This is a genomic window from Micromonospora sp. NPDC048935 (assembly GCF_043197875.1).
Classification (GTDB): Bacteria; Actinomycetota; Actinomycetes; order Mycobacteriales; family Micromonosporaceae; genus Micromonospora.
This window is the reverse complement of record NZ_JBICTZ010000004.1, coordinates 279,633-306,065: the sequence shown is the minus strand read 5'-3', so window position 1 is coordinate 306,065 and position 26,433 is coordinate 279,633. Positions and strand designations below refer to the sequence as shown.

22 protein-coding genes and 2 riboswitches are annotated in these 26,433 nt (G+C 72.0%); of the genes, 8 read left to right on the top strand and 14 right to left on the bottom strand.

The window, feature by feature from the left end:
• Positions 1–11: 11 nt before the first annotated feature.
• Positions 12–1,493: a PrsW family intramembrane metalloprotease gene (locus ACGFIW_RS14620; protein ID WP_393314749.1), complete on the bottom strand. Its 1,482-nt coding sequence runs from the start codon at positions 1,491–1,493 to the stop codon at positions 12–14.
• 22 nt (positions 1,494–1,515) lie between these two features.
• Positions 1,516–1,636, top strand: a riboswitch (SAM riboswitch).
• A gap of 46 nt (positions 1,637–1,682) precedes the next feature.
• Here ACGFIW_RS14620 and ACGFIW_RS14615 point away from each other — a divergent pair.
• Positions 1,683–2,945: an aminotransferase class V-fold PLP-dependent enzyme gene (locus ACGFIW_RS14615; RefSeq protein ID WP_393314746.1), complete on the top strand. Its 1,263-nt coding sequence runs from the start codon at positions 1,683–1,685 to the stop codon at positions 2,943–2,945.
• Positions 2,946–3,002: 57 nt separating this feature from the next.
• Here ACGFIW_RS14615 and ACGFIW_RS14610 read toward each other — a convergent pair whose 3' ends face one another.
• Positions 3,003–4,262 (bottom strand): aromatic acid exporter family protein, encoded by a 1,260-nt coding sequence (locus tag ACGFIW_RS14610; RefSeq protein WP_393315301.1) that lies wholly within the window; start codon positions 4,260–4,262, stop codon positions 3,003–3,005.
• Between the two features lie 118 nt (positions 4,263–4,380).
• Between ACGFIW_RS14610 and ACGFIW_RS14605 the strand changes: the two genes are divergently transcribed.
• The gene (locus ACGFIW_RS14605) at positions 4,381–5,043 is read left to right on the top strand and encodes a metal-dependent phosphohydrolase (protein ID WP_393314743.1); all 663 of its coding nucleotides are present in this window, start codon (positions 4,381–4,383) and stop codon (positions 5,041–5,043) included.
• Here ACGFIW_RS14605 and ACGFIW_RS14600 read toward each other — a convergent pair.
• Positions 5,009–5,299, bottom strand: coding sequence for a DUF4031 domain-containing protein (locus ACGFIW_RS14600; protein WP_393314740.1), 291 nt, complete (start codon positions 5,297–5,299; stop codon positions 5,009–5,011). The genes ACGFIW_RS14605 and ACGFIW_RS14600 overlap by 35 nt on opposite strands.
• A 56-nt stretch (positions 5,300–5,355) precedes the next feature.
• Here ACGFIW_RS14600 and ACGFIW_RS14595 point away from each other — a divergent pair, with 56 nt between their 5' ends.
• Positions 5,356–6,756 (top strand): FAD-binding oxidoreductase, encoded by a 1,401-nt coding sequence (locus ACGFIW_RS14595; protein WP_393314737.1) that lies wholly within the window; start codon positions 5,356–5,358, stop codon positions 6,754–6,756.
• Positions 6,757–6,768: 12 nt separating this feature from the next.
• On the opposite strand, the gene ACGFIW_RS14590 is transcribed toward ACGFIW_RS14595, so the two are convergent.
• The 3 genes from ACGFIW_RS14590 to ACGFIW_RS14580 all read right to left on the bottom strand — a co-directional run bounded on the left by ACGFIW_RS14590 (position 6,769) and on the right by ACGFIW_RS14580 (position 11,109).
• Complete coding sequence (locus tag ACGFIW_RS14590) at positions 6,769–7,272, bottom strand: hypothetical protein (protein ID WP_393314734.1); 504 nt, start codon at positions 7,270–7,272, stop codon at positions 6,769–6,771.
• Positions 7,273–7,390: 118 nt separating this feature from the next.
• On the bottom strand, positions 7,391–9,205 hold the full coding sequence (locus ACGFIW_RS14585; RefSeq protein ID WP_393315298.1) for a glycerol-3-phosphate dehydrogenase/oxidase: 1,815 nt from the start codon (positions 9,203–9,205) through the stop codon (positions 7,391–7,393).
• 86 nt (positions 9,206–9,291) lie between these two features.
• The gene (locus tag ACGFIW_RS14580) at positions 9,292–11,109 is read right to left on the bottom strand and encodes a DUF5635 domain-containing protein (RefSeq protein WP_393314732.1); all 1,818 of its coding nucleotides are present in this window, start codon (positions 11,107–11,109) and stop codon (positions 9,292–9,294) included.
• Between the two features lie 146 nt (positions 11,110–11,255).
• Here ACGFIW_RS14580 and ACGFIW_RS14575 point away from each other — a divergent pair, with 146 nt between their 5' ends.
• From ACGFIW_RS14575 to ACGFIW_RS14565, 3 genes are all read left to right on the top strand, one after another.
• Complete coding sequence (locus tag ACGFIW_RS14575) at positions 11,256–13,856, top strand: S8 family serine peptidase (RefSeq protein WP_393314729.1); 2,601 nt, start codon at positions 11,256–11,258, stop codon at positions 13,854–13,856.
• A 68-nt stretch (positions 13,857–13,924) separates the two neighbouring features.
• On the top strand, positions 13,925–14,851 hold the full coding sequence (locus ACGFIW_RS14570; RefSeq protein ID WP_393314726.1) for a GNAT family N-acetyltransferase: 927 nt from the start codon (positions 13,925–13,927) through the stop codon (positions 14,849–14,851).
• A gap of 78 nt (positions 14,852–14,929) precedes the next feature.
• Positions 14,930–15,178 carry a hypothetical protein gene (locus tag ACGFIW_RS14565; RefSeq protein WP_393314723.1) on the top strand — a complete coding sequence of 83 codons (249 nt, stop codon included), beginning with the start codon at positions 14,930–14,932 and terminating at the stop codon, positions 15,176–15,178.
• Positions 15,179–15,236: 58 nt separating this feature from the next.
• On the opposite strand, the gene groL is transcribed toward ACGFIW_RS14565, so the two are convergent.
• The 3 genes from groL to ACGFIW_RS14550 all read right to left on the bottom strand — a co-directional run bounded on the left by groL (position 15,237) and on the right by ACGFIW_RS14550 (position 18,574).
• Positions 15,237–16,859, bottom strand: coding sequence for a chaperonin GroEL (gene groL / locus ACGFIW_RS14560; protein WP_030490078.1), 1,623 nt, complete (start codon positions 16,857–16,859; stop codon positions 15,237–15,239).
• Positions 16,860–17,131: 272 nt separating this feature from the next.
• Positions 17,132–18,274 carry a hypothetical protein gene (locus ACGFIW_RS14555; protein WP_393314720.1) on the bottom strand — a complete coding sequence of 381 codons (1,143 nt, stop codon included), beginning with the start codon at positions 18,272–18,274 and terminating at the stop codon, positions 17,132–17,134.
• 96 nt (positions 18,275–18,370) lie between these two features.
• The gene (locus ACGFIW_RS14550; RefSeq protein ID WP_363611926.1) at positions 18,371–18,574 is read right to left on the bottom strand and encodes a cold-shock protein; all 204 of its coding nucleotides are present in this window, start codon (positions 18,572–18,574) and stop codon (positions 18,371–18,373) included.
• A gap of 283 nt (positions 18,575–18,857) precedes the next feature.
• Here ACGFIW_RS14550 and ACGFIW_RS14545 point away from each other — a divergent pair, with 283 nt between their 5' ends.
• Positions 18,858–19,388 carry a GNAT family N-acetyltransferase gene (locus ACGFIW_RS14545; protein WP_393314717.1) on the top strand — a complete coding sequence of 177 codons (531 nt, stop codon included), beginning with the start codon at positions 18,858–18,860 and terminating at the stop codon, positions 19,386–19,388.
• Positions 19,389–19,546: 158 nt separating this feature from the next.
• On the opposite strand, the gene paaN is transcribed toward ACGFIW_RS14545, so the two are convergent.
• From paaN to ACGFIW_RS14525, 4 genes are all read right to left on the bottom strand, one after another.
• The gene (paaN, locus tag ACGFIW_RS14540; RefSeq protein WP_393314715.1) at positions 19,547–21,220 is read right to left on the bottom strand and encodes a phenylacetic acid degradation protein PaaN; all 1,674 of its coding nucleotides are present in this window, start codon (positions 21,218–21,220) and stop codon (positions 19,547–19,549) included.
• 100 nt (positions 21,221–21,320) lie between these two features.
• Entirely contained in the window at positions 21,321–22,340 is a 1,020-nt protein-coding gene (locus ACGFIW_RS14535; protein ID WP_393314712.1) for a GNAT family N-acetyltransferase, read from the bottom strand.
• A gap of 416 nt (positions 22,341–22,756) precedes the next feature.
• Positions 22,757–24,043: a threonine synthase gene (gene thrC, locus ACGFIW_RS14530; RefSeq protein ID WP_393315295.1), complete on the bottom strand. Its 1,287-nt coding sequence runs from the start codon at positions 24,041–24,043 to the stop codon at positions 22,757–22,759.
• An 11-nt stretch (positions 24,044–24,054) separates the two neighbouring features.
• Positions 24,055–24,190: riboswitch (SAM riboswitch) on the bottom strand.
• Positions 24,191–24,290: 100 nt separating this feature from the next.
• Positions 24,291–25,259 carry a DMT family transporter gene (locus tag ACGFIW_RS14525; RefSeq protein WP_393314709.1) on the bottom strand — a complete coding sequence of 323 codons (969 nt, stop codon included), beginning with the start codon at positions 25,257–25,259 and terminating at the stop codon, positions 24,291–24,293.
• A 91-nt stretch (positions 25,260–25,350) separates the two neighbouring features.
• Here ACGFIW_RS14525 and ACGFIW_RS14520 point away from each other — a divergent pair, with 91 nt between their 5' ends.
• Positions 25,351–25,656 carry an ArsR/SmtB family transcription factor gene (locus tag ACGFIW_RS14520; protein ID WP_393314706.1) on the top strand — a complete coding sequence of 102 codons (306 nt, stop codon included), beginning with the start codon at positions 25,351–25,353 and terminating at the stop codon, positions 25,654–25,656.
• A 106-nt stretch (positions 25,657–25,762) separates the two neighbouring features.
• Here the strand turns inward: ACGFIW_RS14520 and ACGFIW_RS14515 are convergent, their stop codons facing one another.
• A complete protein-coding gene (locus ACGFIW_RS14515) occupies positions 25,763–26,218 on the bottom strand; it encodes a DoxX family protein (RefSeq protein ID WP_393314704.1) in 456 nt (151 codons plus the stop codon).
• Between the last annotated feature and the right edge of the window lie 215 nt (positions 26,219–26,433).

Sequence of the window (26,433 nt, the reverse complement as noted above, 5' to 3'; positions counted from 1 at the left end):
GCCGCCGGCCGTCAGGGACGACCCGGCGACCACGGCGCCGCCGGGCGCGGGCCGGGCCAGCCGGGCGGGGCGTAGCCCACCTGCGGCGTTGGCGCGGGGACCAGCACCACCGGGATCGGCACCACCGGCTCGTCCGGCGCGTCCACCGCGCGCTGCGTACCGTCGGGGAAGCGCAGGTGGTAACGGCTGCCGTCCCAGACCCCCACCGGGGCCTGCGGGTCCCGACCGACGAAGAACGACCGGTACGCGCTTATCGCGTCCAGCAACTCCCGCTCCTCCCGCGCGGTCCGCTCCTGGTCGGCGGGCTCGCGGTCCAGGCCGCGCAGTGCCCCGTCGCGCAGGAGGGCCAGTCTGGTGGCGGCGGACTGGTAGCCGCGCATCGCCCGCACCCCGGCGTCGCCGGCCACCCGCCGCGCCCAACTGCGGGCCGCGTGCCGCCTGCCGAGGCTGCTCAGCGCGGCCACCTCGGGCGGGGTCAACCAGCCGGCGCGTACGTAGTCCGGCAGGGTCCGCTCGGTGAGCCGCCCCTCCCAGGCGCGCAGCCAGATCGCGAGACCCACCACGCCGAAGAAGACCGGCACCATGAGGCCCAGGAAGCCGTACAGCATGATCAACGCCTCGCCGGTGGCCTGGGTCAGCGTGGGCAGCAGGTTCCACGTGCCGTGCAACATCATCGCCAGCAGCAGGCCGGCGATCGGGGCGAGCACCCGGACCCGGCGGTCCGCCGTCCGGGCCGCGATGCCGAGCCCCACACCGGTCATCGAGGTGAAGAGCGGGTGGGCGAACCCGAACAACAGGATCCGCAGGATGAAGATCCCGATCACCTGCTGGATGCCGGTAACCGGGCCATAGCGCTCGGCGCCCGCCGCGTAGCCCAGACCGCCCAGGTAGAGGATGTTCTCCACCATCGCGAAGCCGACCGCGGACAGACCGCAGTAGACCAGGCCGTCGGTGATCCCGGACCACTCCCGCCGGCGGAACACCAGCAGCAGGATCGGGCCCAGCGCCTTGGTCAGCTCCTCGATGAAGGGTGCCACCAGCACACCGGTGAGCGCGTCCGGCAGCCCCCAGTCGGCGAACTGCCCGGCGGCGAACTCGTTCACCTTGAGCGAGGCGGCAGTCGAGACGAACGCCCCCCAGGTGAAGCAGAAGACCAGATACTTCAGCGGCTCCGGCTCGTACCGGTCCAGCCAGAGGAAGCAGGCGACCAGCACCGGCACCGGCAGGACGGCCGCGACCAGGCCGACCAGCAGCGCCTGTAGCCCGAGCGACTGGCCGAGCTTGAGGACCATGAACCCCGCGCACACGGCGATGAACAACGCCACCCCGGCCAGCGCCACGAACCGCCAGACCTTGCTGTGCGGCGGCACCGGGGGCGCCACGCCGGTGGACTGAGCCGCGGGCACGGGCGGCGGCGACGGCAGCGGTGAACCGGGCGGGGTGTCGGCCATGCGGTCAGCGTAGCCATCCGCCGCCGGCTGGTCCGGTCGCATCGGCAGCGCTATGCTGCGGCCAGGTCACGAGCGCCAGCGTCAAGCCCCGGCTTGCTGGCCGGCAACCCTCGTCGAGTTCGCGGTGGGGTGCCCCGGGTGATGACCGGGCCCAGCCCGATCGGCGTGCTGGGCAAGCGCGGACCCCGTCCCGATGCCGCACCCGGGGTCCCTGACCCCGGAGGCTCCGGCGTGCCCGTCACCCTCGTTCCCTCGCTGCCCACCCTGCCCACCGTCACGTCGTCGGCGCCCCTCGACGTCCTCGGCGTGCCGGGTGAGACAAACCTGGACTACGCGGCCACCGCACCGTGCGCGCAGGCCGCCGCCGACGCGGTGGCCGAGCTGCTGCCCTGGTACGCCAGCGTCCATCGCGGCGCGGGAGCGCTGTCCCGGCGCTGCACCCTCGCCTACGAGCAGGCCCGGCAGACGATCGGTGACTTCTTTGGCGCCCGCGCCGACGACCACGTGATCTTCACCCGCAACACCACGGACGCGCTCAACCTGCTGGGGCGGGCGCTGCCGGCCGGCACGACAGTTGTCACCTTCGCGGGCGAGCACCACGCCAACCTGCTGCCCTGGCCGCGCGGCTCGGTACGGCTGCCGGTGCCCAGCGATCCCGCCGGGGCGGTACGCGACCTCGCCGCCGCTCTCACCGAGTTACGTCGGGGCAGCAGCCCGGCGCTGCCGGTGCTCGTCGCGGTGACCGGTGCGAGCAACGTGACAGGTGAGCGGTGGCCGGTCGCCGAGTTGGTCCGGGTGGCACATCGGCACGGCGCCCGGATCGTGCTGGATGCCGCGCAACTAGCCCCGCACGCCCCGGTCGACCTGCCCACGCTCGACGTCGACTACCTGGCCGTGTCCGGCCACAAGCTGTACGCCCCGTTCGGCGCGGGCGTGCTGATCGGCCGGGCGGACTGGCTGGACGCCGCCCCGCCGTACCTGGCGGGCGGGGGTGCCACCCGCCACGTCGGGCCGGCCACCCACGACGTGACCTGGACGACCGGTCCGGCCCGGCACGAGGGCGGCACCCCGAACCTGCTGGGCGCGGTGGCGCTGGCGGCGGTGTGCGCGGCGCTCGACGACGCCGACCGGGTCGCGCTGGCCGCCCGTGAGCAGGCGCTGCTGGCCCGACTGCGGACCGGCATCGCCGCCCTGCCGCACGTGGTGGAGCTGCGCACCTTCGGCCCGGACGCGCCCCGCGTCGGCATCGTCTCGTTCGTGGTGGCCGGCCGGGACTCCGCCGACGTGGCCGCGCGACTGGCCAGTGAGCACCGGATCGGCGTACGCGACGGGTTGTTCTGTGCCCACCCGCTGGCCCGGCGGCTGCTCACCGAGGCGGCGGCGCGCAGCGGCCGACGGGACCTTCCGCCCACCGCGTTGCGCGCCAGCATCGGCCTGGGCAGCACCGTCGACCAGGTGGACCGGCTTCTCGCGGCGCTCGCCGAGCTGGGCTGAGGCCCGACCGGCCGCTCAGCGACCGGCGGCGGAGGGCCGGCCGGCGGCGGAGGCCGCTCAGCCGACCGGCGGCGCGGTGGGCGGCTTCGGTGCCTCGCCCGCTTCGGCCGGCTCACCCGCCGGTCGCTCCTGTTCGCCGAAGGCGGTGCGGATCCACCGGTTCGCCTCCTCCTGCTCGATGCCGGAGGCCACCAGCAGGTCGCTGGCGGTGGTCCGGATCTGGGCGACGATCACGCTGCCGGAGAAACCGACCCCGGCGCCGTACGCCCGGCCGGCCTCGCTGACCGCCCGCAGCGATCGCTCCCGGGCCTTCTCCGGTTCCTCGCCGACGGCGAACTCGTGCTTGAGCAGCCGGACCGACTCGGCGAGGTGGCCGATCGCGTCCGGCATCGGATCCGGCACCGGCTCCTCGTCCTCGACAAGCGTGACGGACCGGCGGATCAGCGTGCCGCTGTTGCGCATCGCCCGGTCGATCGGTTCGGCGGCCTCCGCGTAGTGGGTCAGCTCGCTGCGGCGGTGCCAGCGGGCCGGGGAGAGGGTGGCGGTCTCCTTCGCGCCCTCGATCGCCTCGGCCAGCGTGGCCAGTTCGTCCTTGTTGTTGCGCAGTCGGTCCAGGGCCCGCTGGATGCTGGCCCGGTCCCGGCTGCGCAGCCCGTCGGCGGTGACGTCGAGCTGGGCGGCGAGCAGGTCCAGGGCGGGTCGGGCGGCCCGGTTGATCACCCGGAGCGGGTTCAGCGGCAGCAGCACCGCGGTCACCAGCAGCGCGACCCCGCCGCCGAGGAACGCGTCGACGAACCGTGGGATCTCCAGGTTCTGCGTCGAGGGGCTCAGCGTGACGATCAGCACCGCCGTGGCCGCCGCCTGGATGACGATGGCGACGCTCGCCCCCGCGAAGATGGTGAGCAGGATCGCCACCGTGACCACCAGACCGAGCTGCCAGGCCCCGGTGCCGAGCAGGTAGATCAGGAGGTCGCCGACGGCCACCCCGACCCCGACCCCGACGATCAGCTCCACGGTCCGGCGGAATCGCTGGCCGACCGACGCGGCCAGGGTGCCGACCGCGGAGATCGGCGCGAAGACCGGTTGCGGGTTGCCGAGCAGCTTGTGCGAGATCAGGTACGCGAGCCCGGCGGCCAGTCCCGCCTGCACGGCCAGTCCACCGGCCATCCGGACCCGGTGCAGCCGGTCGTGCAGGGTGGCCCGGCCGCGATGGCGCAGTTCCTGGGTGGCCTCGGCGATGCGTGCGCCGTCGACGTCCACCAGTCCGTCGCGCAGCGCGGTGCGTCGCACCACGGGTGGTCGCTTGTCCCGGGCCACGGCCATGGGCGCGACTACCCGGGACAGGCCGGCTGAATCCTGCCGCGCCGCGCGCCCTGACCGGCCCACTGGGTCCTGGCGCCCCGGCACGCCCTGGGCGGGATGGCAGACTCGGGCGGTGGTCGATCTCCTGGAACGGTGGCGGGCGGCAGCCCGGGGTGCTGGTGCGAGGGCGGACGCGGGGTCGGCCCGTGCCGGCGAGCAACTGCTGGACCGGTGGCGGGAGCCGCACCGGCACTACCACACGGTGGCGCACCTGACGGCCGTGCTCGACGTGGTGGACCAGCACGCCGGGCTGGCCGACCGGGCCGACCTGGTGCGGCTGGCGGCCTGGTGGCACGACGCGGTCTACGACCCCCGGGCCGCGGGTGACGCCAACGAACAGGACAGCGCCGCCCTGGCCGAGAGTGTGCTCACCGGGCTCGGGGTGCCGACGTCCACGGCGGCTGAGGTACGCCGCCTGGTGCTGCTCACCGCCGGGCACGCCGTGGGCCCGGACGACCGGGACGGCGCCCTGCTCTGCGACGCGGACCTGGCCGTGTTGGCCGCGCCCCCGGCCGTCTACGACAGTTATGCGGCGGCGATCCGGCGGGAGTACGCGCACGTTCCGGAGCCCGCGTTCCGGGCTGGACGGGCCGCCGTGCTGAGCGGCCTGCTGGCGCTGCCCGCGCTGTTCCGGCTGCCGCCGCTTGCCGAGGTGTGGGAGGAGGCCGCCCGGGGCAACGTGCGCCGCGAACTGGCCACGCTCACCGCTGCGGTGCCGCCGACGGGCGCGGGCTGACCACGTGTTTCGGGCGGCGCAGACCTGCGGCGCGGAGCAACTGGACCAGCTCGCGGCTCGACACCACCTGGGCGCCGAGCCACACCGCCGCCGCGAACCGGTCGGCCGGGATGTCGTAGTGGTCCCGGTCGAAGGCGCGTCGGGGCGCGCCGAGCGCCTCGGCGAAGACGTGCAGCTCGGCGTACGAGACGTCGCTGATCAGGTGCGACCAGAGCCGACCGCGCCACGGCCAGGCCGGTCGGTCCAGATAGAGCATGGCGTCCAAGCTATCCCGCGTTGATGATCGCCGGTCGGCGACCTAGCCTCGGCTGCATGGCCCCCACCACGCTCCTCGACGACCTGCGCGCCGCGCTCGGTGCCGACGCGGTGCTCACCGATCCGGACCTGCTGCGCGTGCACGAGCGGGACGAGGCCGACCTGTGCCCGGCCGGCACCCCGCTGGTGGTGACCCGCCCCCGCAGCACCGAACAGGTGGTCGCGGTGGTCCGGGCGGCGGCGCGACACGGCGTACCGGTGGTGCCGCAGGGCGCGCGGACCGGGCTGGCCGGCGCGGCGAACGCGGTGGACGGCGCGGTGGTGCTCAGCACCGTCGCGATGAACGAGATCCGGGAGATCGACCCGGTGAGCCGGATCGCGGTGGTCCAGCCGGGGGTGGTCAACGCGACGCTGGCCGGGGCGGTGGCCAAGCAGGGGCTGTGGTATCCGCCCGATCCCGGCTCCTGGCAGTCGTCCACGATCGGCGGCAACGTGGCCACCAACGCCGGCGGCATGTGCTGCGTGAAGTACGGCGTGACCACCGAGTACGTGCTCGGCCTGGAGGTGGTGCTCGCCTCGGGTGAGGTGCTGCGCACCGGCCGGCGTACCGCCAAGGGGGTGGCCGGCTACGACCTGACCCGGCTCTTCGTCGGCTCGGAGGGCACCCTCGGCGTGATCACCGAGGTGACCGTGGCGCTACGGCCCGCACCGGCCGACTCGCTGACCATGGTGGCGGTCTTTCCGTCCACGGCGGCAGCCGGCGCGGCGGTGGCCGAGATCGCGGCCCGCGGGCTCACCCCCAGCCTGCTGGAACTGCTCGACCAGACCCACCTGCGGGCGATCGAGGCGTACCAGCCGATGGGGCTGCGGACCGACGCGCAGGCGCTGCTGCTGGCCGCCACGGACACCGGCACCCGGGCCGCCGACGACCTGGCCGACCTGGCCGAGGTGTGCGCGGCCACCGGCGCCGACGAGGTGTACGCGGCCACCGACGCGGTGGAGGCGGCGGCGCTGTTGCAGGCGCGGCGGCTGGCCCATCCGGCGATGGAGAAGTTCGCGGCCGACACCTACCCGGGCGGCAACGGCGGACTGGTGATCGACGATGTGGCGGTGCCGCGCGGCTCGCTCGCCGCGCTGCTGGACGGCGTGGCCCGGATCGCGGCGGAGTGCGAGGTGCCGATCGGCGTGGTGGGGCACGCCGGGGACGGCAACATGCACCCGAACATCGTGGTCGACCGGGCCGATCCGGCGAGCGTGCAGCGGGGTCGGCGGGCGTTCGACGAGATCATGCGGCTCGGCCTGGACCTCGGCGGCACCTGCACCGGAGAGCACGGGGTGGGGTTGCTCAAGCGGGACTGGCTGGCCCGGGAGATCGGGCCGGTCGGCGTCCGGGTGCACCAGGCGATCCGGTCGGCGTTGGACCCGGCTGGTCTGCTCAACCCGGGCAAGGTGCTCTGAGCTGGCCCGGGGTCAGCCCTTGATCTCGGCCGGGGTCGCCTGGGTGAGCAGCAGCAGGATCTCACCGGCGACCGGCGTGCGCTCCTCGCCGGGGCAGTCCTGTGAGGTGATCAGCCCGGTGGAGGTCAGGAGGCTGGACGTCAGCGCGTCGATGCAGGTGGTCCGGTACCGCCGGGCCTGATCTGTCTCGTCGGCCAGCGCCGGGGTCGCGAGCAGCACCTGGAGCCGTTCGGTCAGCTCCGGGGCGAGAGTGCCCCGGGAGGTGACCCCGTCGCCGGCGCAGTCGACGCACTGCCACGCGCCGTTGCGCTCGACGCTCAGGGTGCGCAGTGGGCCGTCGTCGCCGAGCCGCTGAATCAGGCTGACCTGGCCGGCGGCGACCGTGGTGGGGATCTCCAACCGCGCGCCGCCCCCGGCCGAGGCCGACGACTGCGCCTGCGGTGTGCCCGGCTCGTCCCGGTCGAAGAGCGAGCACCCGGTCAGGGCACCGCCGAGCGCGACGGCGAGAAGGGGCACCAGCAGACGAGGGCGCGCGCGGGGTAGCACGCGCGGAAACCTACCCCACCGTAGGTAGCGTTCGAAACCACCATCCGGGTCGGTATCGCCGGTTACCCCTCGGTAACGTCGCAATTCGTCACCGAGCGGACGGACGCAGCCCCACCTGGTCGTCGCCACCCCGATCGGCCGCGTAACCCCGGACGTCCGGAGCGCCCAGCCGGGCCGCGTCCGCCGCGGCGTCGTCCGGCATCAACTGCGACTGCCGCTCCGCCTCCACCCGGGCGCGGTAGTGCTCGACCTCCCGGGCCCGGGTCGCCGCGTCCCAGCCGAGCACCGCGCCCATCAACTCGGCGGTGTGCTCCGCCGACTCCAACCCCCGGTGGCTGGTCTCGAACGAGATCCGGGTCCGCCGGGTCAGCACGTCCTCCAGGTGCAGCGCACCCTCGGCCCGCGCCGCGTAGGCGACCTCCGCGGCCAGGTATTCCGGGGCACCGGCCAGCGGGGAGGCGAGCAGCGGATCGGCGTCGACAAGCGCCAACAGGTCCAGGGTGAGGGTGCCGTACCGCTCCAGCAGGTGCTCCACCACGCCCACCGGCACGCCGTGCCGGCGGGCCAGGTCGGCCCGGTCCCGCCACATCGCCGGGTAACCATCCGCGCCCAGCAGAGGCAGATCGGCGGTACGCGACGAGCGCGCGCCGCCGAGCCGGCGGACGGCTCGGTCGACCACGTCGGAGGCCATCACCCGGTACGTCGTGTACTTGCCACCGGCCACCAGCAGCAGCCCGAGCATCGGCTCGAAGACCGCGTGCTCGCGGGAGAGTTTCGAGGTCGAGTCGGCCTCGCCGGCCAGCAGTGGTCGCAGCCCCGCGTACACCCCCTCGATGTCGGCGATGGTCAACGGGCGGTCCAGCACGGTGTTGACCTGCTCCAACAGGTAGTCGATGTCGCGGGCCGAGGCGGCCGGGTGGGACCGGTCCAGTCGCCAGTCGGTGTCCGTGGTGCCGATGATCCAGTGCCCGCCCCACGGAATGACGAAGAGCACCGACTTCGCCGTACGCAGGATGAGCCCCGTCTCACCGGTGATCGCCGAGCGGGGCACCACCAGGTGCACCCCCTTGGAGGCGCGCACCCGGACGCCGGGCCGCAGGCCCACGTCGTTGAGCATCCGGGACATGTCGTCGCTCCACACACCCGTGGCGGCGATGACGGTACGGGCCTGCACCTCGAACTCCGCGTCCGGTGAGCCCGCCGGCGCCTCCAGGTCCCGGACGCGTACGCCTGTCACCTCACGCGCCTGCCGGATCAGCCCGACGGCTCGGGCGCTGCTCACCACCGTGGCGCCGAGGCTGGCCGCGGTGCGGGCCAGGGTGACGACCAACCGGGCGTCGTCGACCTGACCGTCGTAGTAGCGGATCGCCCCGGCCACCGCGTCGGCCCGCAGGCTCGGGAAGATCCGCCGGGCACCCTCCCGGGTCAGGTGCCGGTGCAGTGGCATGCCCCGGCCAGCGCCGAAGACGCCGGCGAAGGCGTCGTAGGCGGCCACGCCGGCGCCGTAGTAGGAGCGGCGGAAGATCCGCGCCGGCAGGTCCCGCAGGCCCCGCCCGGCGGGCAGCGGCACCAGGAACGGCACCGGGCGCACCAGGTGCGGGGCGAGTCGGGTGGCCAACAACCCGCGCTCGGTGAGCGCCTCGTGGACCAGGTGGAACTCCAACTGCTCCAGGTAACGCAGGCCACCGTGGATGAGTTTGCTGGACCGGCTGGACGTGCCCGCGGCGAGATCGCGCGCCTCGACCAGTGCCACCTTCAGGCCCCGGGACGCCGCGTCCAGGGCGGCGCCCGCACCGGTCACACCGCCACCGATCACCAACACGTCGAAGCGCTCGGCGCGCAGTCGACGCAGGTCGGACGCACGGCGGACCGGCGAGAGCTGACCGGCGACGGCACGGGAGATATTGGGGTCACGCACAAGTCCACCGTAACCGCAGCGCCGGCATGTCGACATTCGCCGGCCGCCCCGTGCTGCCTACTGCCCACCACTCATGTTGGAAACCCCTCAACTGGAGCTGACGTCATCTGAGGGCCGGCTACGAAGTGAGCACTACGACCACTACCCTCGCCCCGTCGAAGCAGGCCGGCTTGTTCAAGCCGCTCCAACTGCCCCCGAGCGCCGGCATAGGTTAATCCGGTCAAGGTCGAGTGATCACCGGACGAATAGCGTTCGTGCGTGCTGAGCCATTGGCGGGCCACTAGCTGCGCAGCGACGACGTCCGGTTTGACATGGCGAAGCACTCCACGGCGCCTAAGGACCTCGTGTCCCGAACTCTTGTTGACGATTGAAATCGCCCCCCACGTCAAAGTCCATACGTCCTTGTACTGGGTGATCAAGGCATCTTGACCCACCGAGCATTCCGCGGCCACCTCGAGCGCCTCAAGCACCTCCGACTCGCCACGCTGCAAGAGATGAGTGAGCATGTGCGCGGTCACGAATGGCTCGTGCAGGAGCGCGTGCACAATCAGAGCTACCTTCACGTCTCGCTGACGCACCTCTGGGCGGATCGCACCCATCAGGTTCATCACCGGCAGCACCGGCGTACCACCCACCAGTCGGGTCCGCACCCGGGGGCCACCCTCCTCCACCAGCACCGGCGGTCGGTGCCCCAGGGCCACCATGTCTCGATACATCCGGTCCACACCCAAGCCCTGCTTCTCGACCAATTGCAACGCCCGAAACAGATCGGCAAGCGCCGGATACCTTGCGTACCGCTGGGTCAGCACGGTGTCGGAGGTGATTCCGCCGACGAATCCACCTGGGCTGACCACCTGCACTGCAGAGTCTTCCTCGACCCAGGTCACGGAGACCGGGTCCGGTTGCATCCAATCCCGGTGCACCACGCCATTGAGTACGGCTTCCCGAAGTGCCTGCGGCGGAAGCTGACGCACGTGGGGTTGCGCGAAGCCGGTTGCCTGGGTCACGCGAACGGACTTGTTCAGGGTCTCCAACCGATCGTCGATCGCCGCAACCTGCTCCAGCAGGCTCAGGCCAGCAAGATCCCGGGGCGCTGTGATGAGGTCCCCGCCCTCCACATCGAGTACTGACAGTGTGATGTGGGTCCGGTCAGCCGGACAGAAAGTCAATGCTCCAGCAGCAGTGAGCCGCCCGTCCGGCCGAAGCACGCCCAGCGAGGTCAGCAACTCGCGCACACTGCCGCCGAGCACGGCGCTGACATCGGCTTTGCTATTTTGCGCGAGATAGCGTCGAGCGACTGCGACCGCACCGGGCGAGATGTCCCGCTCAGTCCGTTCGGTGACCTGGGCCATCGGGTCGTGGCCGGCACTCAGTTGACGGTGCAGCCACCACTCCGCTCGATCCACCCCGACACAGTGCCCCCCTGTTCGCCATCTGATCTGGCCATCCAGGTTCTCGGCTGGCTCCCGCGCCTCGGCAACGTAGATGACGAGCAGCCGGACGCCGTCGACCCGCCTCTCCTCCACGGCCGGCGCGATCCCGACAAGCTCGTACACCCGATGCCTGAGCCAATCCACGTCAAGGCCTGCCCCGAGTAACTGGCCAGTCCGATCTTCGATGCCGACCAGTAGCGCACCGCCCCCCGGGGTGTTGGCCATGCAGGTCACCTCGTTGGCCAACTGCCGCGCAGCTTCCTTGTTGTGCGGATCGCCCACCAGCAGGGTGCCGCCGGGTCCTCGCCGGCCAGCCTCCTCCTTGCAATCGATCCGCTCGCGTTCCACCTCTGTCGGGAGGACGCCTTCTGCGAGCTTGGTAAGCACGCCATCGACCAGGACGCGGAGTCGGTCTCGGGCTTCGACCAGGTCCGCTCCCGGACTGAAAGGCAACATCTGGCCACCTTACCCTCGCCACTTGCAGATTAGAGGGACCCTAAACTGCAAGCACTCCCTCGTGTTGGACTGCAGTGCCACTTGCCAGCGGACCGGCAACGCGACGGCCACGCCAAAACGGTTCACCACAGTCGTAAGGTTCTCGGATGCACGCTGAGCCTGCGTACCCCGGAAACAGCGACCGGAGTTCCCCGTGGCCGGTGGTCGCGGCCGTGTTCGTCGGCTGCTGGACGGTCGCGGTCACCGTCGCGGCGCAGGCCGGTGGCTGGCTCACCGACCAGGTGCTGCTGGGCTTCGGACGCGACCGGGTCGGCTGGCTCTGGGCGGTGCTCGGCCTGGCCACCGTCGTGCTGGTGGGCACACCCGCCCTGCTGCTGGCCGTGCTGCCCCGGTCCACGACGGTCCGGGCCACCGGGCGTGTCTGGCTGGCGGCCACACTCGCCCTCGGCGTGCTGACCCTGCTGCGGGTCGTGCCACCGGTGCACCACGAGGCGTATCTCGCCGCGCTGGCGGGCACCGCGTTGCTCAGCGCGCTCGCCGTGCGCCTGTCGGCGCGCCGGTGGGCGTACCCCGGGCTGGTTGCCCCGGTCGGCGGCCCGGCACCCACCGGAAACGGCGACGCCACCCGGCCCGAGGCCACCGGAGACGGCGACGCCACCCGGCCCGAGGCCACCGGAGACGGCGACGCCACCCGGCCCGAGGCCACCGGAGACGGCGACGCCACGCGGCCCGAGGCCACCGCGCATGCCGAGCCGGTGCGGCGGTCACGGCGGCTCGGCGCGGTGCCGCTGCTCGCGGTCGCCGCCGGGTTGGCGCTGCTGCTGCCGTGGGCCTGGCTGGGCGCGCTGGGCGGGCTCCTGGAGACCACGCTCGCGCTCCTAGCCGCCGCCGCGCTCGGGATGCTGGCCGCGACGCTGCTGGACGCCGCCTTCTGGTCCCGGTTCGCGAGCGGTCGACCCCCCCGGCCGGCCCGGCTGGTGCTGGTCGGAGGTCTGGTCGCCGGGGTGGCGCTGCTGCTGCTCGCGGCCGGCACCGGCCAGTCCGGCGCGCAGCTGCCCGCGCTGCTGATCCTGCCGCCTGCGGGCTTCGCGCTTGCCGCGCTGTGGGCGGCGGCCTGGCGGCCCGCCGCCGACCCGGCCGACGCCACCCGGGCCGGCCGATCGGCGACCCGCTGGCTGGTGGGCCTGGCCGCACTCGGGCCGCTGGCCTTCACCGACCCGGAAGAGATCACCCTGCTGCTGGTCGGCACCCGGGACGTCCCGTTCTGGGTAGCGGTCGCCACCGGCGCCGGGCTCGCCGTCGCGGTCCTGCTCGCCATCGGGTACGCGGTGCTGCTCGCCCGGCCGACGGCACGTACCCCGAACCGGCGGGTCGCCGCGGTGGCAGCCGTGGTGCTGCTTGTGGCGTTCGGCGCGGTCGACCTCGGCCCCGGCCAGCCGGGCCTGTACGGCGAGCGACTGTTCGTGGTGCTGCGCGCGCAGGCCGACCTGAGCGATCTTCCGGCCGGCCAGCCCGGTCGGGCCGGGCGGAACGCCCGTGCGGTGGAGGTCTACCGGCGGCTGGTGACGACCGCCGAGCAGAGCCAGGGTGACCTGCTGCGCGGGTTGAACCGGCTGCGCCTCGACCCGGTGTCGTACTACCTGGTCAACGCGGTCGAGGTGGACGGCGGCCCGGCGGTGCGGGCCTGGCTCGCCCGTCGACCGGAGGTGGCCCGGGTGCTGGTCAGTCAGCGTCTGCGCCCGCTGCCGGCCCCCGCCGGGCAGAGCCGGGGCACCGCGCCCAGGCCCACCGGCCCGGAATGGAACATCCGCCAGATCGGCGCCGACCGGGTGTGGTCCCAGCTCGGCGTCACCGGCACGGGCATCGTGGTCGGCAGCTCGGACTCGGGCGTGGACGGCACCCATCCGGCGCTGCGAGCCGGTTTCCGTGGCGGGGACGACTCCTGGTACGACCCGTGGGACGGCAGCCGCAGCCCGACCGACACGGGTGGGCACGGCACCCACACGGTGGGCAGCGCGGTCGGGCGGGACGGCATCGGGGTGGCACCGGACGCGCAGTGGGTGGGCTGCGTCAACCTGGACCGCAACCTCGGCAGCCCGGGGCACTATCTGGACTGCCTCCAGTTCATGCTGGCACCCTTCCCGGCCGGCGGCGACCCGTTCACCGACGGCCGTCCGGAGCGCGCCCCGCAGGTGCTCACCAACTCGTGGGGCTGCCCGCCCATCGAGGGATGCGACAGGCGCGTGCTGCGGCCGGCCACCGCCGCGTTGGACGCCGCCGGGATCTTCGTGGTCGCCGCCGCCGGCAACACCGGCCCCTGGTGCGCGTCGATCGACGACCCGCCCGCCCCGTACCCGGACGTGCTGACCGTGGGAGCGGTGGACGCGCAGCGGCGGGTGGCGGAGTTCTCCTCGCGCGGGCCGGCGCCGGGTGGCCCGGGTAAGCCGGACGTGTTGGCACCCGGGGTGGGTGTGGTGTCGGCGATGCCGGGCGGCACGTACGCGGCGCTGGACGGCACCTCCATGGCGACCCCGCAGGTGGCGGGGGTGGTCGCGCTGATGTGGTCGGCGAACCCGACGCTTGTCGGCGACGTGGACCGCACCCGGCAGATCCTGCGGGACACCGCCACGGCGGCGACGCCCACCTACCGCTCCGACAACCCGTCCGACGCCTGCGGTGCTCCGGCGAACGTCACCGGGGCCGGCCAGGTCGACGCCTTCGCCGCCGTCCGCGCCGCCCAGCAGTAGGCAGGTTTCCTTCCTGATGCCGCGGGCGGGAGCGCGGGCCGGCACGCGGTGATCTATGGTCGGCGACCATGGACGTCGAGATCACCGAGCTGACCCCCGACCTGGCCGACACCGTGGTACGGCTCCTCGGGCAGGCCCTCGACCTGCCCGAGGACGCCGCCGAGGCCGCTCCCCTCGTGGACGTGCTCTGGCCCCGCGCCAGTGCGGACCGGCCGGTGGTCGGGCTGGGCGCGTACCGGGGTGTGGAGCTGGTCGGGGTGCTGTTCTGCTCGGTGTCGTCGACCAAGCCGGACAGCGGGCACGTGGACCTGGTCGCGGTCCTCCCGGAGCACCGCCGCCGGGGCGTCGGCCGGGCACTGCTGCGGCGGGCCGAGCGGGTGCTGGCCGAACGCGGGGTGACCGAGGTGCTGCTGGCCGGGAACCCGCCGTACTACGCGTGGCCGGGCATCGACGTCCGCTACACCCCGGCGGTCTGCGCCGCCCTCGCGCTGGGCTACCAGCAGGACCGGACCGCCTGGAACATGACCACCGACCTGTCGTACGACGGGTCGCCGGCACTGCGGCCCACCGACACCGCCGAGCGGCGGCTGGCCGACCAGGGCGTCACCGTACGCCGCGCGGAGCCGGCGGACCTGCCGGCGCTCACCGCGTTCGCCCGGTCCACCTTCGGTGGCACGTGGGACGGCGAGCTGGCCGGGTCGGTGGGTCGCGACGGCGCGGGCTGCCACCTGGCAGAGCGGGACGGCGAGGTGCTCGGCTTCGCCGCGTACGGGTCGTCCCGGCCGAGTTGGTTCGGGCCGATGGGCACCGCGCCGGCCGCCGAAGGGCTGGGCATCGGTGGTGTGCTGCTGCGACGCTGCCTGGCCGACCAGCGGGCGGCGGGGCTGACCCGGGCGGAGATCGGCTGGGTGGGGCCGGTGCCGTTCTACTCGGGCAGCGCGGGTGCGCGAATCGAGCGGGTCTTCTTCCTGTACCGCCGGACCCTGCCGGGATAAACAGGGCAAACAGGACATAGATCCATTCGCCCGCGTCGGCCATCGACGCCCCCTACCGTCTTGGTAGAGGAGGCAGCCATGACCACGGATGACGACCAGACCGAGGACGGCCCGCCGATCACCTGGAAGCCGGTCGGTGAACTCCCCGGCCAACTGCCGTTCGACCGGCTGGACTACGGCGACGCCGAGCAACTGGCCGAGATGACCACCGACGGCGAGTCGTCGGTGGTCGACCAGCCGCAGGAGATGGTCGACGCGCCGATCCAACTGCTCCCGCCGTACGACCGGGCGCACAAACGGCGCAACCAGCGCCCACTGCCCACCTGACGACGAACGGGGCGGACCGCGTCAGCGGCCCGCCCCGTTCGGTGTGTCGGAACTGGACTCAGAAGTCCATGTCCCCGCCACCCGGGCCAGCCGGGGCAGCCGGGGTCTTCTCCGGCTTGTCCGCGACGACGGCCTCGGTGGTGAGGAACAGCGCCGCGATGGAAGCGGCGTTCTGCAGCGCCGAGCGCGTCACCTTGGCCGGGTCGATGATGCCCGCGGCCAGCAGGTCGACGTACTCGCCGTTGGCGGCGTTGAGGCCGTGACCCGCTTCGAGGTTACGGACCTTCTCCACCACGACGCCGCCCTCAAGGCCGGCGTTGACGGCGATCTGCCGCAGCGGGGCGTCCAGCGCGACCTTGACGATGTTCGCACCGGTGGCCTCGTCGCCGACCAGGTCGAGCTTGTCGAAGGCGGTCTTGCCGGCCTGCACCAGCGCGACGCCACCACCCGGGACGATGCCCTCCTCGACGGCCGCCTTCGCGTTGCGAACGGCGTCCTCGATGCGGTGCTTGCGCTCCTTGAGCTCGACCTCGGTGGCCGCGCCGACCTTGATGACCGCAACGCCGCCGGCCAGCTTGGCCAGCCGCTCCTGCAGCTTCTCCCGGTCGTAGTCGGAGTCGCTCTTGTCGATCTCGGCCCGGATCTGGTTGACCCGACCCTGGATCTGCTCGGCGTCACCGGCACCGTCGACGATGGTGGTCTCGTCCTTGGTCACCACGACCTTGCGGGCGCGGCCCAGCATGTCGAGGCTGGCGGCGTCGAGCTTGAGGCCGACCTCCTCGCTGATGACCTGGCCACCGGCGAGGATCGCGATGTCGGTCAGCATGGCCTTGCGGCGGTCACCGAAGCCCGGCGCCTTGACGGCGACCGACTTGAAGGTGCCACGGACCTTGTTGACCACCAGGGTGGCGAGGGCCTCGCCCTCCAGGTCCTCGGCGATGATCAGCAGTGGCTTGCCCGACTGCATGACCTTCTCCAGGATCGGGAGCAGGTCCTTCACCGACGAGATCTTGCTGTTGGCGATCAGGATGTACGGGTCGTCGAAGACGGCCTCCATACGCTCCGGGTCGGTCATGAAGTAGGCCGAGATGTAGCCCTTGTCGAAGCGCATACCCTCGGTGAGCTCCAGCTCCAGCCCGAAGGTGTTGCTCTCCTCGACGGTGATGACGCCTTCCTTGCCGACCTTGTCCATCGCCTCGGCGATGATCTCGCCGACGGTGCTGTCGCCAGCGGAGATGGAGGCGGTGGAGGCGATCTGCTCCTTGGTCTCGACGTCCTTGGCGAGCTTGGACAGCTCCTCCGAGACGCTCGCGACCGCGGCCTCGATGCCCCGCTTCAGGGCCATCGGGTTGGCGCCGGCGGCCACGTTGCGCAGGCCCTCGCGAACCAGGGCCTGGGCCAGGACGGTCGCCGTCGTCGTGCCGTCACCGGCAACGTCGTCGGTCTTCTTGGCGACCTCCTTGACCAGCTCAGCGCCGATCTTCTCGTACGGGTCCTCGAGCTCGATCTCCTTGGCGATGCTCACACCATCGTTGGTGATGGTGGGGGCACCCCACTTCTTCTCGAGCACGACGTTGCGGCCCTTGGGGCCGAGGGTCACCTTTACGGCGTCGGCGAGCTGGTTCATGCCCCGCTCGAGGCCGCGGCGCGCCTCTTCGTCGAACGCGATCATCTTGGCCATACGGCGTTGTCCTCCTGGACACTCACGGGCCACCCGAGATGTGTGCCCCGGATGGGCCGCCTGGTGTACGCACCTTGGGACGTCGCCACCTGGCGACGACGACGTCCTTCGGCCGGGCCGGATAGCCCGCGACGACCGGCCATGTGCCGCCCCGGCGTCTCCACGCCGGTGCAACCTGGCCCCACCGTCCCGACCATTGGCACTCACGGTATGCGAGTGCCAATGACTTGTTTAGCACTCTCCCCTGCCGAGTGCAAGCACGATGGTGCCGCTCAGCCGAGTTCCGTCGCCAGTCCGGCAGTGTTCACCGGCCCCTCATGGGCGCGTTGCTCGGCGTACGTCACCAGCAGGCCGGCCTGCTGGGCGAGGTGGGCCGGCAGGGCCAGCACGGCGGTGACCCCGATCACCACCACCGCCCCGATCGCGGTGCCGGGCGACGAGAGGGGATCCGTGCCGAACGCGGCCGTGCCCTCCTCCTCCAGGGCACCGGAGATCACGTTGACGACGATGACCGCCAGGGCCACCAGAGCGACCCGACCGAGCAGGAGGCCGAGCCGGTCGTGGAACATCCGGAACGACCGGCCGATCGGGTTGTGGCGTTCGAAGAGGTAGACCGGGCCGGCCATGCTCAGCGCGAACGTCAGGTAGATGCCCGGCAGCAGGCAGAAGCACATGCCGATGCCGACGAGCAGGCCGATCAGCAGGGTCCAGCCCCAGAGTCCGAATGCCCGACGGAGGCCGTAGCGCAGCGCGGAATCCAGGCTGCCCGGCTGACCGGACGCCTGCTGCGTGATCACCCAACTGCCGGCGGCCCACCCGACGGCCTGCACCAGGCCGACCAACAGACTGCCGCCGAGCAGCACCACGAGAAGGCCGACGAGATCGGCGACGAAGGTGTCCGGCAGCACGGGAGTCGACTCCGAGCCGACCTGGGCCTGCCATCTCGCCGTCGGGTCGACGCCGAGGGAGATCACCGAGAGCGCGGCCGCCGGCAACGCCTGGGTGAGCAGCATGATGGGCACCAACTGCCGCCAGCCCCGGCGCAACGCTCCCGTACCCCGGTTGAACCAGCCGGCCAGACCGGCACCGGGTAGGGTGACCAGGGGATCGTTCGGGTCGAATCCGTAGCCCGGCGGGTACCAACTGACCGGCGGCCCCGGATACCACGGCTGGGCGCCGTAGGGACCCGACCCGGGTGGGTAGCCGCCGGTGGGCGGGAACGCCCAACCCTGCGGCGATGGACCCCAGGCGCCCTGCGCCGGATCCCAGCCGGGTGGCGGGCCAGCCGGAGGTACGCCCGGCCGCACCTCGGGTGGCGTCTCCGGTGCCGCGCCGGAACTGCCGTACGGCACGGTCGGATCGGACGGACCCGGCTGCCCCGAGGGTGGGTTGGGCGGGGGCGGCTGGTCAGTCATGAACGCTCCTCGGCATCGGCTGGAACGGCCACGATCTTCCCGGTTGCGTGCCCGTGCCGCCAGCCCCGACGCGCGGGGCCGATCGAGGAGGAAAACTCAGCCGACGACGCGGACGTGCTCGGCCTGCGGGCCCTTCTGACCCTGGGCGATCTCGAACTCCACCCGCTGGCCGTCGTCCAGCGCCTTGTAGCCGTCCATCTCGATCGCGGAGAAGTGAACGAACACGTCCTGACCGCCGTCGACGGCGATGAAGCCGTAGCCCTTTTCGGCGTTGAACCACTTCACGGTGCCCTGTGCCACGGTGCACTTCCCTCACTCTGCGCGGTGTTGCCTGACCTGGCGCTCGGCACGGCCGGACGCCCACCGGCCACCACCCCAGCGATCGATGGCGACCATTGAATAAGGTGACCGAAATCGCACGCTACACGAGGAGTGACGGCCGCGCACGGCCACAAATCTGACACCTTCCGGGGCGGTCCGACTGCGCCGGCCGGTCGGGTTTTTCGATCCACCGGATCCACGTCGACGAATGCCGGCGCAGCTCGGCCGGAACGGCCACGGACCCTGTGGTAGGCATGCGGGCATGACCACCGATACGGGCGCGACCGCCCAACGGCGGGCGGAGATCCGCCGGGTCCGCCCGGAGGACGCCGCCCGGATGCGGGCACTGCGCCTGGAAATGCTCGCCGACGCGCCGTTGGCCTTCCTGGAGACCCTGGCGGACGCGGCGGCCCGACCGCACGCCGAGTTCGCCGCCCGGGTCGCGTACACCTCGACCGGTCCCGTTAACGCGCAGTTCGTCGCCGACCCCGGTGGCCGACTGGTCGGACACGCCGGTGGCACGGTCGCCCCGAACGAACCCGGGCTCACCGTGATCTACGCCGTGTACGTCACGCCGGCCTGGCGGGGCAGCGGCCTGCTCGGCGAACTGATCGACGGGGTGGCTGCCTGGTCACGGGCCTGCGGCCGACCGGAGCTGCTGCTGGAGGTGGTGGTCGGCAACGACCGCGCCTACCGCGCCTACCAACGCCTGGGCTTCACAGACACCGGGGTACGCGTCCCCCACCCCACCATCCCAGTCCTGACCGAGCTACAAATGCGCCGCACCGCGTAACCCAGGGCAAAACCACTGAGATGCTGCCCTCAAAATGCTGGCAGCGCCGCCACCACCGTGCCCACGAAGGGTTTCCGGGGCAGCCCGCCCCGCGCAGGGATCAAGCCTGACCGCCCGGAGCGGGGTGGGCTGCCCCGGAAACCCACAACCGCAACCACCTACACGTGACGCCGAGACTGCACGATCCGGAACCGGTTGGCCACGTAAGCCCCATCGGTCAACGCCGAGTTCGCCGCCGCGTTGGCGCCACTGCCGTGGAAGTCGGAGAACGCCGCCGACTGGTTCACGAAGACCCCGCCGGTGAGGTTGCAGGACAGGTGCACACCGACCTCGACAGCGACCGCCTCGGTGGCGTCCAGCACCGCCTCGTCGGTGGAGTAGACCCCCGCGGTGAGCGCGCCCTTCTCGCCCACCGTCCGGCGCAGCAACTCCAGGCTGTGCGCGGTGGAGTCGGTCGCGATGGCGAACGAGATCGGCCCGAACCACTCCCGGCCGTACGTCTCCGCGTCGTCCGCGGCCAGCTTCACGATCGTCGGGGTACGCACCACCGCGTCGGCGTACGACGGGTGGGTCACGGCCCGTGACTCCAGCACCGGCTCGCCGACCTTGGTCACCTCGGCCAGCCGCTCCAGCACCCCGTCGTTGACGATGGCGCCGGTCAGCTCGACGCCCCGCGCCGGGTCGGCGGTCAGCTTGCCGACGGCGGCGGCGATCCCGCCGGCCACCTCGTCGAAGCTCTTGTGCCCCTGGTCGGTCTCGATGCCACCGGCCGGGATGAGGATGTTCTGCGAGGTGGTGCACATCTGGCCGCTGTAGAGGGTCAGCGTGAATCCGAGGTTGCGGCACATGCCGGCGAAGTCGTCGGTGGAGTCGATGACCACCGTGTTCAGCCCGGCCTTCTCGGTGTAGACCGACGCCTGCCGGGCGTGCGTCTCCAGCCAGTCGCCGTACTCGGTGGAGCCGGTGAAGTCGACGATCTTCACGGCACGGTGCAGGGCGAGGTCGCTGGCGAGCTTCTCACCGGGGGCCTCGGCCGCCAACATGATCAGATTCCTGTCGAAGCCGGCCTCGGCGAGCACCTCCCGGGCGTACCTCACGGTGATGGCCAGCGGCAGCACCGCACGCGGGTGCGGCTTCACGATCACCGGGTTGCCGGTGACCAGCGAGGCGAACAGCCCGGGGTACGAGTTCCAGGTCGGGAAGGTGTTGCAGCCGATCACCAGCGCCACCCCGCGCGGCACCACGTGGAACGTCTTGGTCATCCGCAGCGGGTCGCCCTTGCCGGCGGCCTTCTCCCAGCCAGCCGTGCCCGGGTGCCGGGTCATCTCGGCGTACGCGTACGCCAGCGCCTCCAGCGCCCGGTCCAGCGCGTGCGCACCGCCGGCCTGGAAGGCCATCACGAACGCCTGCCCGCTGGTGAACTGCACCGCGTTGGCCAACTCGAAGATGTGCTTGTGCAGCCGGTCGAGGATCTCCAGGCAGACACCCACCCGGGCCTGCGGGCCGGCGTCGCGCCACGCCGGCAGCGCGGCGGAGGCGGCGTCGACCAGCTCGCCGGGGCCGGCGTGCGGGTACCGCACCGCCAGCTCCACCCCGAACGGGCTCGTCTCGGTGGCGACCCGGTCGCCGGTGCCCGGCTGGTCGAGCGGGAAGTCACGGCCGAGGTACGCCTCGAAGGCGGCCTTGCCGTCGGCGGCGGCGGTCTCGCCGTACACCCGGGGGCTGGGGGATTCGGGATAGGCGGACCAGTAGCCCCGCTCCGTGATCGCGGTCAGCGCACGGGTGAGGGTGTCGGCGTGCCTGTCGTACAGGGGATGCGGGGTCTCCGTCATGCCCGCCATCATGCCTGAGTACGGCCCGCGAGCAGTAGCGCGAATGCCCGGCAGCGGCGCATGCCTGAGTACGGCCCGCGAGCAGTAGCGCGAGTGCCGGTCAGAGCGTGAGCTGCCAGTCGGTCCAGGCGTCCACCGGGCGGAACCCGAGCTGCTCGTTGATCGCCACCATGTAGCTGTTGCTGGCCGCGTTCCAGGTGTCGATCACGCGGACCGCCGGCTCGTGGGTGAGCAGGTGGTGCAGGTTCTCGGCCTTGGCGATGAGGCCGAGCCGGTGCCCACGGTGGTCCGGGTCGACGATGGTGATCTGCTGGAACGCGTGCCAGTCGGCGGAGGCACCCACGTCCAGCATGGTCCAGGCGACCAGTCGACCGGTCGCCTCGTGCCGCATCCCGAGGTGGTAGCACCGCCGGCCCCGGGCGGCCAACGCCCGTTCGTTGCCGCGGATGCGTTCGGCGTCCACCCGCTCCGGTTCCCACCGCACGTCCCCCATCGGCGCGTCCGTGAGCAGCCGGCCGTCCAGGTAGGCGATGTCCGCGACGTACTCCTGCGGGGTCGCCCCCTGCCAGCAGACCGACCGGTAGCCCTCGGCCCGCGGCCGGGCCTCGGCCAGCGCCGCCCGCAGCGCGACCCGGTCGATCTCCTCGACGTCGAGCCGGCGACGCACCTCGGCGAGGGCCGGCTCGGCACCGATGGCGGCGGCGAACGCATCGCCCGCCCCGCTTCGGGCTGGCCCGTCGGGCAGCGCGGAGACGGCCATCGCGACCACCCGCTTGCGGCCGCGCTCGCGTAGCAGGCGCACCCCGTACTCGTGCAGCGCCCGACCGACGCCCCGCCGCCGCAGCTCGGGATGCACGGTCAGCACGGCGCTGGCGTTTTCGGGGTTGTCGAGGTACGGCAGGCCCAGCTCAAGGTAGCCGGCCGGCACCCCGTCGAGCCGGGCCAGCGCCCAGAGCGACTCGGTACCGGGCATCGGTGTGTGGAAGTACGCGTCGAAGCGCCGCCGGCAGAAGGGCGGCAGGTCCGGCAGATCGGCGTCGTTGGCCGCCGCGCCGATCAGGTACGCCTCGTCTACGGCAGTTCGGTCGGCGCCGTCGAACGACGCGATCGTGATGCTCATGCGGTGAGCGTGCGCCCCGGGAAAGCGATCGGGCCAGCGAATAAATTCGCTGGCCCGATCGGACGTGGTCGGGAGGGACACTCGCACAACGCCTCCGGCGTTGGGTCGCAAGAACTTCAAAAGTCTTCGGCGAAATGCCCTCCCGCACGGAGCATCTTGCGCCGTCCGGTTCCTGCCGTCAAGTCCGCAGCGGCGGGTTTTCCATACTCACAGCGAAAGCCCAGTTACACGAATGATCCACTCGGGCTTCCTGAAAACGCGGTGTCCGGGCCGGGCGGATACCGCGCCTTTCAGGAACCCGAGTGGATCAACCTGACCGACAGCCGCCGGCAAGCGGCCGGCGACCGGCGACCGGCGAGCCGACCGGCGGGACAGCGGGCCGACCGGCAGGGCCACGAGCCGACCGGCGGGGCGGGTCAGCCGAGGAGGCCGGCGTCGCGGGCGGCGCGCAGCGACGGCTTGATGTGGTGGGTCGGCCCGACCTGGCCGGCGACCGCGTCGATGGTCTTCAGACCTTCGCCGGTGTTGAACACGACGGTCTCCACGGTCGGGTCGAGCCGACCGGACTCGACAAGCTTGCGAAGCACCGCCACGGTGACCCCGCCTGCGGTTTCGGCGAAGACACCCGTGGTGCGGGCCAGATCGCGGATGCCGGCGCGGATCTCGTCGTCGTCGGCGTACTCCATCCAGCCGCCGGTGCGGCGGACCGCCTCCAGAGCGTAGAGGCCGGCGGCCGGGTCGCCGATGTTGAGCGACTTGGCGATGCCGGTGGGCTTGACCGGGATGATCGTGTCGGTGTCGGCGTGCAGGGCGGTGGCGATCGGGTTGCAGCCGGCGGACTGGGCTCCGAAGACCTTCCAGCCACCGGCGGGCGCCTCGACCAGGCCGATCTCGACAAGCTCGGAGAACGCCTTGTCAATCTTGGTGAGCAGCTCGCCGCTGGCCATCGGGATGACCACCTGCGCCGGGATACGCCAGCCGAGCTGCTCGGCCACCTCGTAGCCGAGGGTCTTGGAGCCCTCCGCGTAGTACGGCCGGACGTTCACGTTGACGAACGCGGTGTCCTCGAATTCGTCGGTCTCCACCAGCTCGCCGCAGAGCCGGTTGACGTCGTCGTACGAGCCGTCGATGGCGACCAGTTCGCCACCGTAGACCGCGGTGGTGATGACCTTGCCCTGTTCCAGGTCGCTGGGGATGAAGACCACCGAGGGCACCCCGGCGCGGGCGGCGTGCGCGGCCACCGAGTTGGCCAGGTTGCCGGTCGACGCGCAGGCGAACCTGGTGAAACCGAGCGCCTTCGCGGCGGTGAGCGCCACCGAGACGACCCGGTCCTTGAACGAGTGGGTCGGGTTGGCGCTGTCGTCCTTCACCCACAGCGGGGCGGAGATGCCCAGCTCGGCGGCGAGGTGCGGGGCCGCGACAAGCGGGGTCAGCCCCGGGTCGAGGGTGACCCGACTGGCCGGGTCCTGACCGGCGGGGAGCAGCGCGGCGTACCGCCAGATGTTCTTCGGACCGGCCTCGATCTGCTGGCGGGTGACGGTGGCCAGCGCGGCGGTGTCGTAGTCGACCTCCAGCGGGCCGAAACACTCGTAGCAGGCGTGCTGGGCGGCGAGCGGGTAACGGGCCGAACAGGCACGACAGACCAGGGCGCGGGCGGGGCTGGCGGAGGTGTCGATGCCGGAGGCGGCGAGCGTCGACGTCATGTCGAGAAGTCCTCTCATCTTCCCCCACATCGCACCGTGCGGCGGGGACGGAATTGGCACCTGCCCCGCGGGTCGCTCAGCGGTGAGCGCGCGGGGTGGTTGCCGGGGCGTCGTCGGGCCGTATCCCTCAGCCCCTCTGGATGAGGTATGCAGTTGTGCTGCCGAGTCTAGGCAACTCCGCCCGCGGCTTCCACCGCGGATCCCACGCTGTGAGCCGACCGACTCAGCCAGTTACCGGCAGGTGGAGTCAGCGGACGCTCACCGCCACCGGGTCGATCACCGCGATCCGGTCCGTGGTCGCGGTCGCCTGCGGCGAAGCCGAAGGCCGGGTCCGTGGCCTGGTGGCGAGGTTCGCGGCGACCAGCGCGCCGATCGTGATTGCCGCACCGACCAGCTCGATGACCTCGGGGCGGTAGCCGCGGGCGATCTGCACCGCGAAGGTGACGACCGGGACCAGGTTCATGAACAGCGCGGCGTTGGCGCCACCGAGCCGCTGCACACCGGTGTTCCAGGCCAGGACGGCGATCACCGCGCCGATGACCACGGCGTACGTCAACTGTGGGGTGACCGCCGCGAGGTCGGCGGCGGACGGCGCGTGCTGCCAGCCGACGGCGTCGGCGGCGATGCTCGCGGCCAGCATGGCCGCCGTGCCGGCGAGCGCGGTCAGGGTGGTGAAGCGCAGCGGCGACCAGGCACCGAACCGGCTGGCGCCGTGCGTGTAGATGCCCCAGCCGAGCACCGCACCGACCATCATCAGCCCACCGAGACCGAACTGACCGAGCCCGGTCAGGCTCCCGCGGGTGATCACCAGGCCGACTCCGAGGAGCGCCACCAGGGAGAGTGCCAGCAGGAGCGGCTTTGGCCGTACGCCGTCACGGGCCCAGCGGACCAGTTGGGTGATCAGCGGGGTGGTGGCCACGAAGAGAGCGATCTGCTGCGGCGCGGCGTGTTCGAGCGCCAGGTTGGTGAGCACGTTGAAGCCGGCGAAGCCGACCACGCCGAGCACCACGATCTCGCCGGTGCGGCCGCCGTGCCGCAGCGCACCGGTGCCTTCGCGGAGCAGGAGGACGGCGACCAGGATGAGGGCGGCGAGCAGGTAGCGGGCGGTGGTCAGGTTGAGCGGGTCGACCCGGGTCAGCGCACTTGCCAGAACCGGGAACATCACGCCCCAACCAAGCACGGCGAGCAGCGGGTAGGCGGCGGCACGGGATCGCATCGTCAGCTCCAATGTTCGAGTATCGTCGAACCAACAACACCGACCATAGGGCGTTGTTCGATTATTGTCGAACAACGGTTACACTGGTCACATGGAGCCGCACGAACCCGACCTGACCGACATTCCGGTCACCGCTGTGCTGGCCGCACTCGCTGACGACGTGCGGCTACAGATCGTTCGGGCACTCGTCGAGAATGGCGAGGCCGCCTGCGGCAGCTTCGACTTCGGCGTCTCCAAGGCGACCCGCAGCCACCACCTCAAAGTGCTGCGCGAGGCCGGTCTGACCCGCACCCGAGCCGCCGGCACCAGCCGCCTGGTCCGGCTGCGCCGCGACGAGCTGGACCGCCTCTACCCCGGCCTCCTGGCCGCGGTGCTCGGCCCGCGCACGCCGGCCTGACGTTCCCGCGTCGCCGCCCCGGCCCTCGCGCGGGGCGGGTGAGACCGACGGGGCGCGTCGCCGGTGCCGTCTCGTCGAGGCCCGGCGACGCGCGGTACGGGTGCGGTCAGACGACGATCGAGTTGGGCTCGGCCACCGGGGCCGCCGACGCCGGCCGAACGTCGCGGCGTCGGGCGAGCAGCGTGTCGAGCGCCCAGGAACCCGGGCCGAGGGCCGCGACCAGCAGGAACGCCCAGCAGAAGAGCGCCGACAGTTCGCCACCGTTGTGCAGCGGCAGCAGATCGTCCGGCTGGTGCACGACGAAGTAGGCGTATGCCATCGAGCCAGAGGCGAGAAGAGCGGCGGGTCGGGTGCAGAGCCCGGCCAGCACCAGTGCGCCGCAGGCCAGTTGGATCAGCGCGGCCCACCAGCCCGGCCAGGTGCCGACGGGTATCGCCTCACCGGTCCCCGGATTGCCGCCGAACAACCCGAAGACCGAGGTCAGGCCGTGCAACGTGAACAGCAGGCCGATCACGATGCGGAACAGGGAGAGGGTCAGCTCGCCGAGCCGGGAAATGTTCATGGGAACCTCCATCGAAGGGAATCTGATCTCTTCAATGTGAGGCATGAAGCCATCGAAGCTTATAAATTCCTTGCTAGTGGGAAAGTCCCCGGTCGGAATGTACCGCTGTCCACAGCCTGGTGTCGACCACATGCGCAGCCCTGGCCGCGCCGCCTGAGCCACTGAGCTGCCAATACGCCCGAATACCGGCAGAGCGGTCCGCCGTGGGCGCGCTC

What these genes read in the sequence shown, in the direction of transcription:
- ACGFIW_RS14600 (WP_393314740.1), bottom strand. Translation starts at nt 5,299, where the DNA reads ATGCTCTATCTGGACCGACCGGCCTGGCCGTGGCGCGGTCGGCTCTGG.
- ACGFIW_RS14620 (WP_393314749.1), bottom strand. Translation starts at nt 1,493, where the DNA reads ATGCGACCGGACCAGCCGGCGGCGGATGGCTACGCTGACCGCATGGCC.
- ACGFIW_RS14595 (WP_393314737.1), top strand. Translation starts at nt 5,356, where the DNA reads ATGGCCCCCACCACGCTCCTCGACGACCTGCGCGCCGCGCTCGGTGCC.
- ACGFIW_RS14535 (WP_393314712.1), bottom strand. Translation starts at nt 22,340, where the DNA reads ATGAGCATCACGATCGCGTCGTTCGACGGCGCCGACCGAACTGCCGTA.
- thrC (WP_393315295.1), bottom strand. Translation starts at nt 24,043, where the DNA reads ATGACGTCGACGCTCGCCGCCTCCGGCATCGACACCTCCGCCAGCCCC.
- ACGFIW_RS14525 (WP_393314709.1), bottom strand. Translation starts at nt 25,259, where the DNA reads ATGCGATCCCGTGCCGCCGCCTACCCGCTGCTCGCCGTGCTTGGTTGG.
- ACGFIW_RS14545 (WP_393314717.1), top strand. Translation starts at nt 18,858, where the DNA reads ATGACCACCGATACGGGCGCGACCGCCCAACGGCGGGCGGAGATCCGC.
- ACGFIW_RS14520 (WP_393314706.1), top strand. Translation starts at nt 25,351, where the DNA reads ATGGAGCCGCACGAACCCGACCTGACCGACATTCCGGTCACCGCTGTG.
- ACGFIW_RS14565 (WP_393314723.1), top strand. Translation starts at nt 14,930, where the DNA reads ATGACCACGGATGACGACCAGACCGAGGACGGCCCGCCGATCACCTGG.
- ACGFIW_RS14575 (WP_393314729.1), top strand. Translation starts at nt 11,256, where the DNA reads ATGCACGCTGAGCCTGCGTACCCCGGAAACAGCGACCGGAGTTCCCCG.
- ACGFIW_RS14580 (WP_393314732.1), bottom strand. Translation starts at nt 11,109, where the DNA reads ATGTTGCCTTTCAGTCCGGGAGCGGACCTGGTCGAAGCCCGAGACCGA.
- ACGFIW_RS14515 (WP_393314704.1), bottom strand. Translation starts at nt 26,218, where the DNA reads ATGAACATTTCCCGGCTCGGCGAGCTGACCCTCTCCCTGTTCCGCATC.
- groL (WP_030490078.1), bottom strand. Translation starts at nt 16,859, where the DNA reads ATGGCCAAGATGATCGCGTTCGACGAAGAGGCGCGCCGCGGCCTCGAG.
- paaN (WP_393314715.1), bottom strand. Translation starts at nt 21,220, where the DNA reads ATGACGGAGACCCCGCATCCCCTGTACGACAGGCACGCCGACACCCTC.
- ACGFIW_RS14555 (WP_393314720.1), bottom strand. Translation starts at nt 18,274, where the DNA reads ATGACTGACCAGCCGCCCCCGCCCAACCCACCCTCGGGGCAGCCGGGT.
- ACGFIW_RS14570 (WP_393314726.1), top strand. Translation starts at nt 13,925, where the DNA reads ATGGACGTCGAGATCACCGAGCTGACCCCCGACCTGGCCGACACCGTG.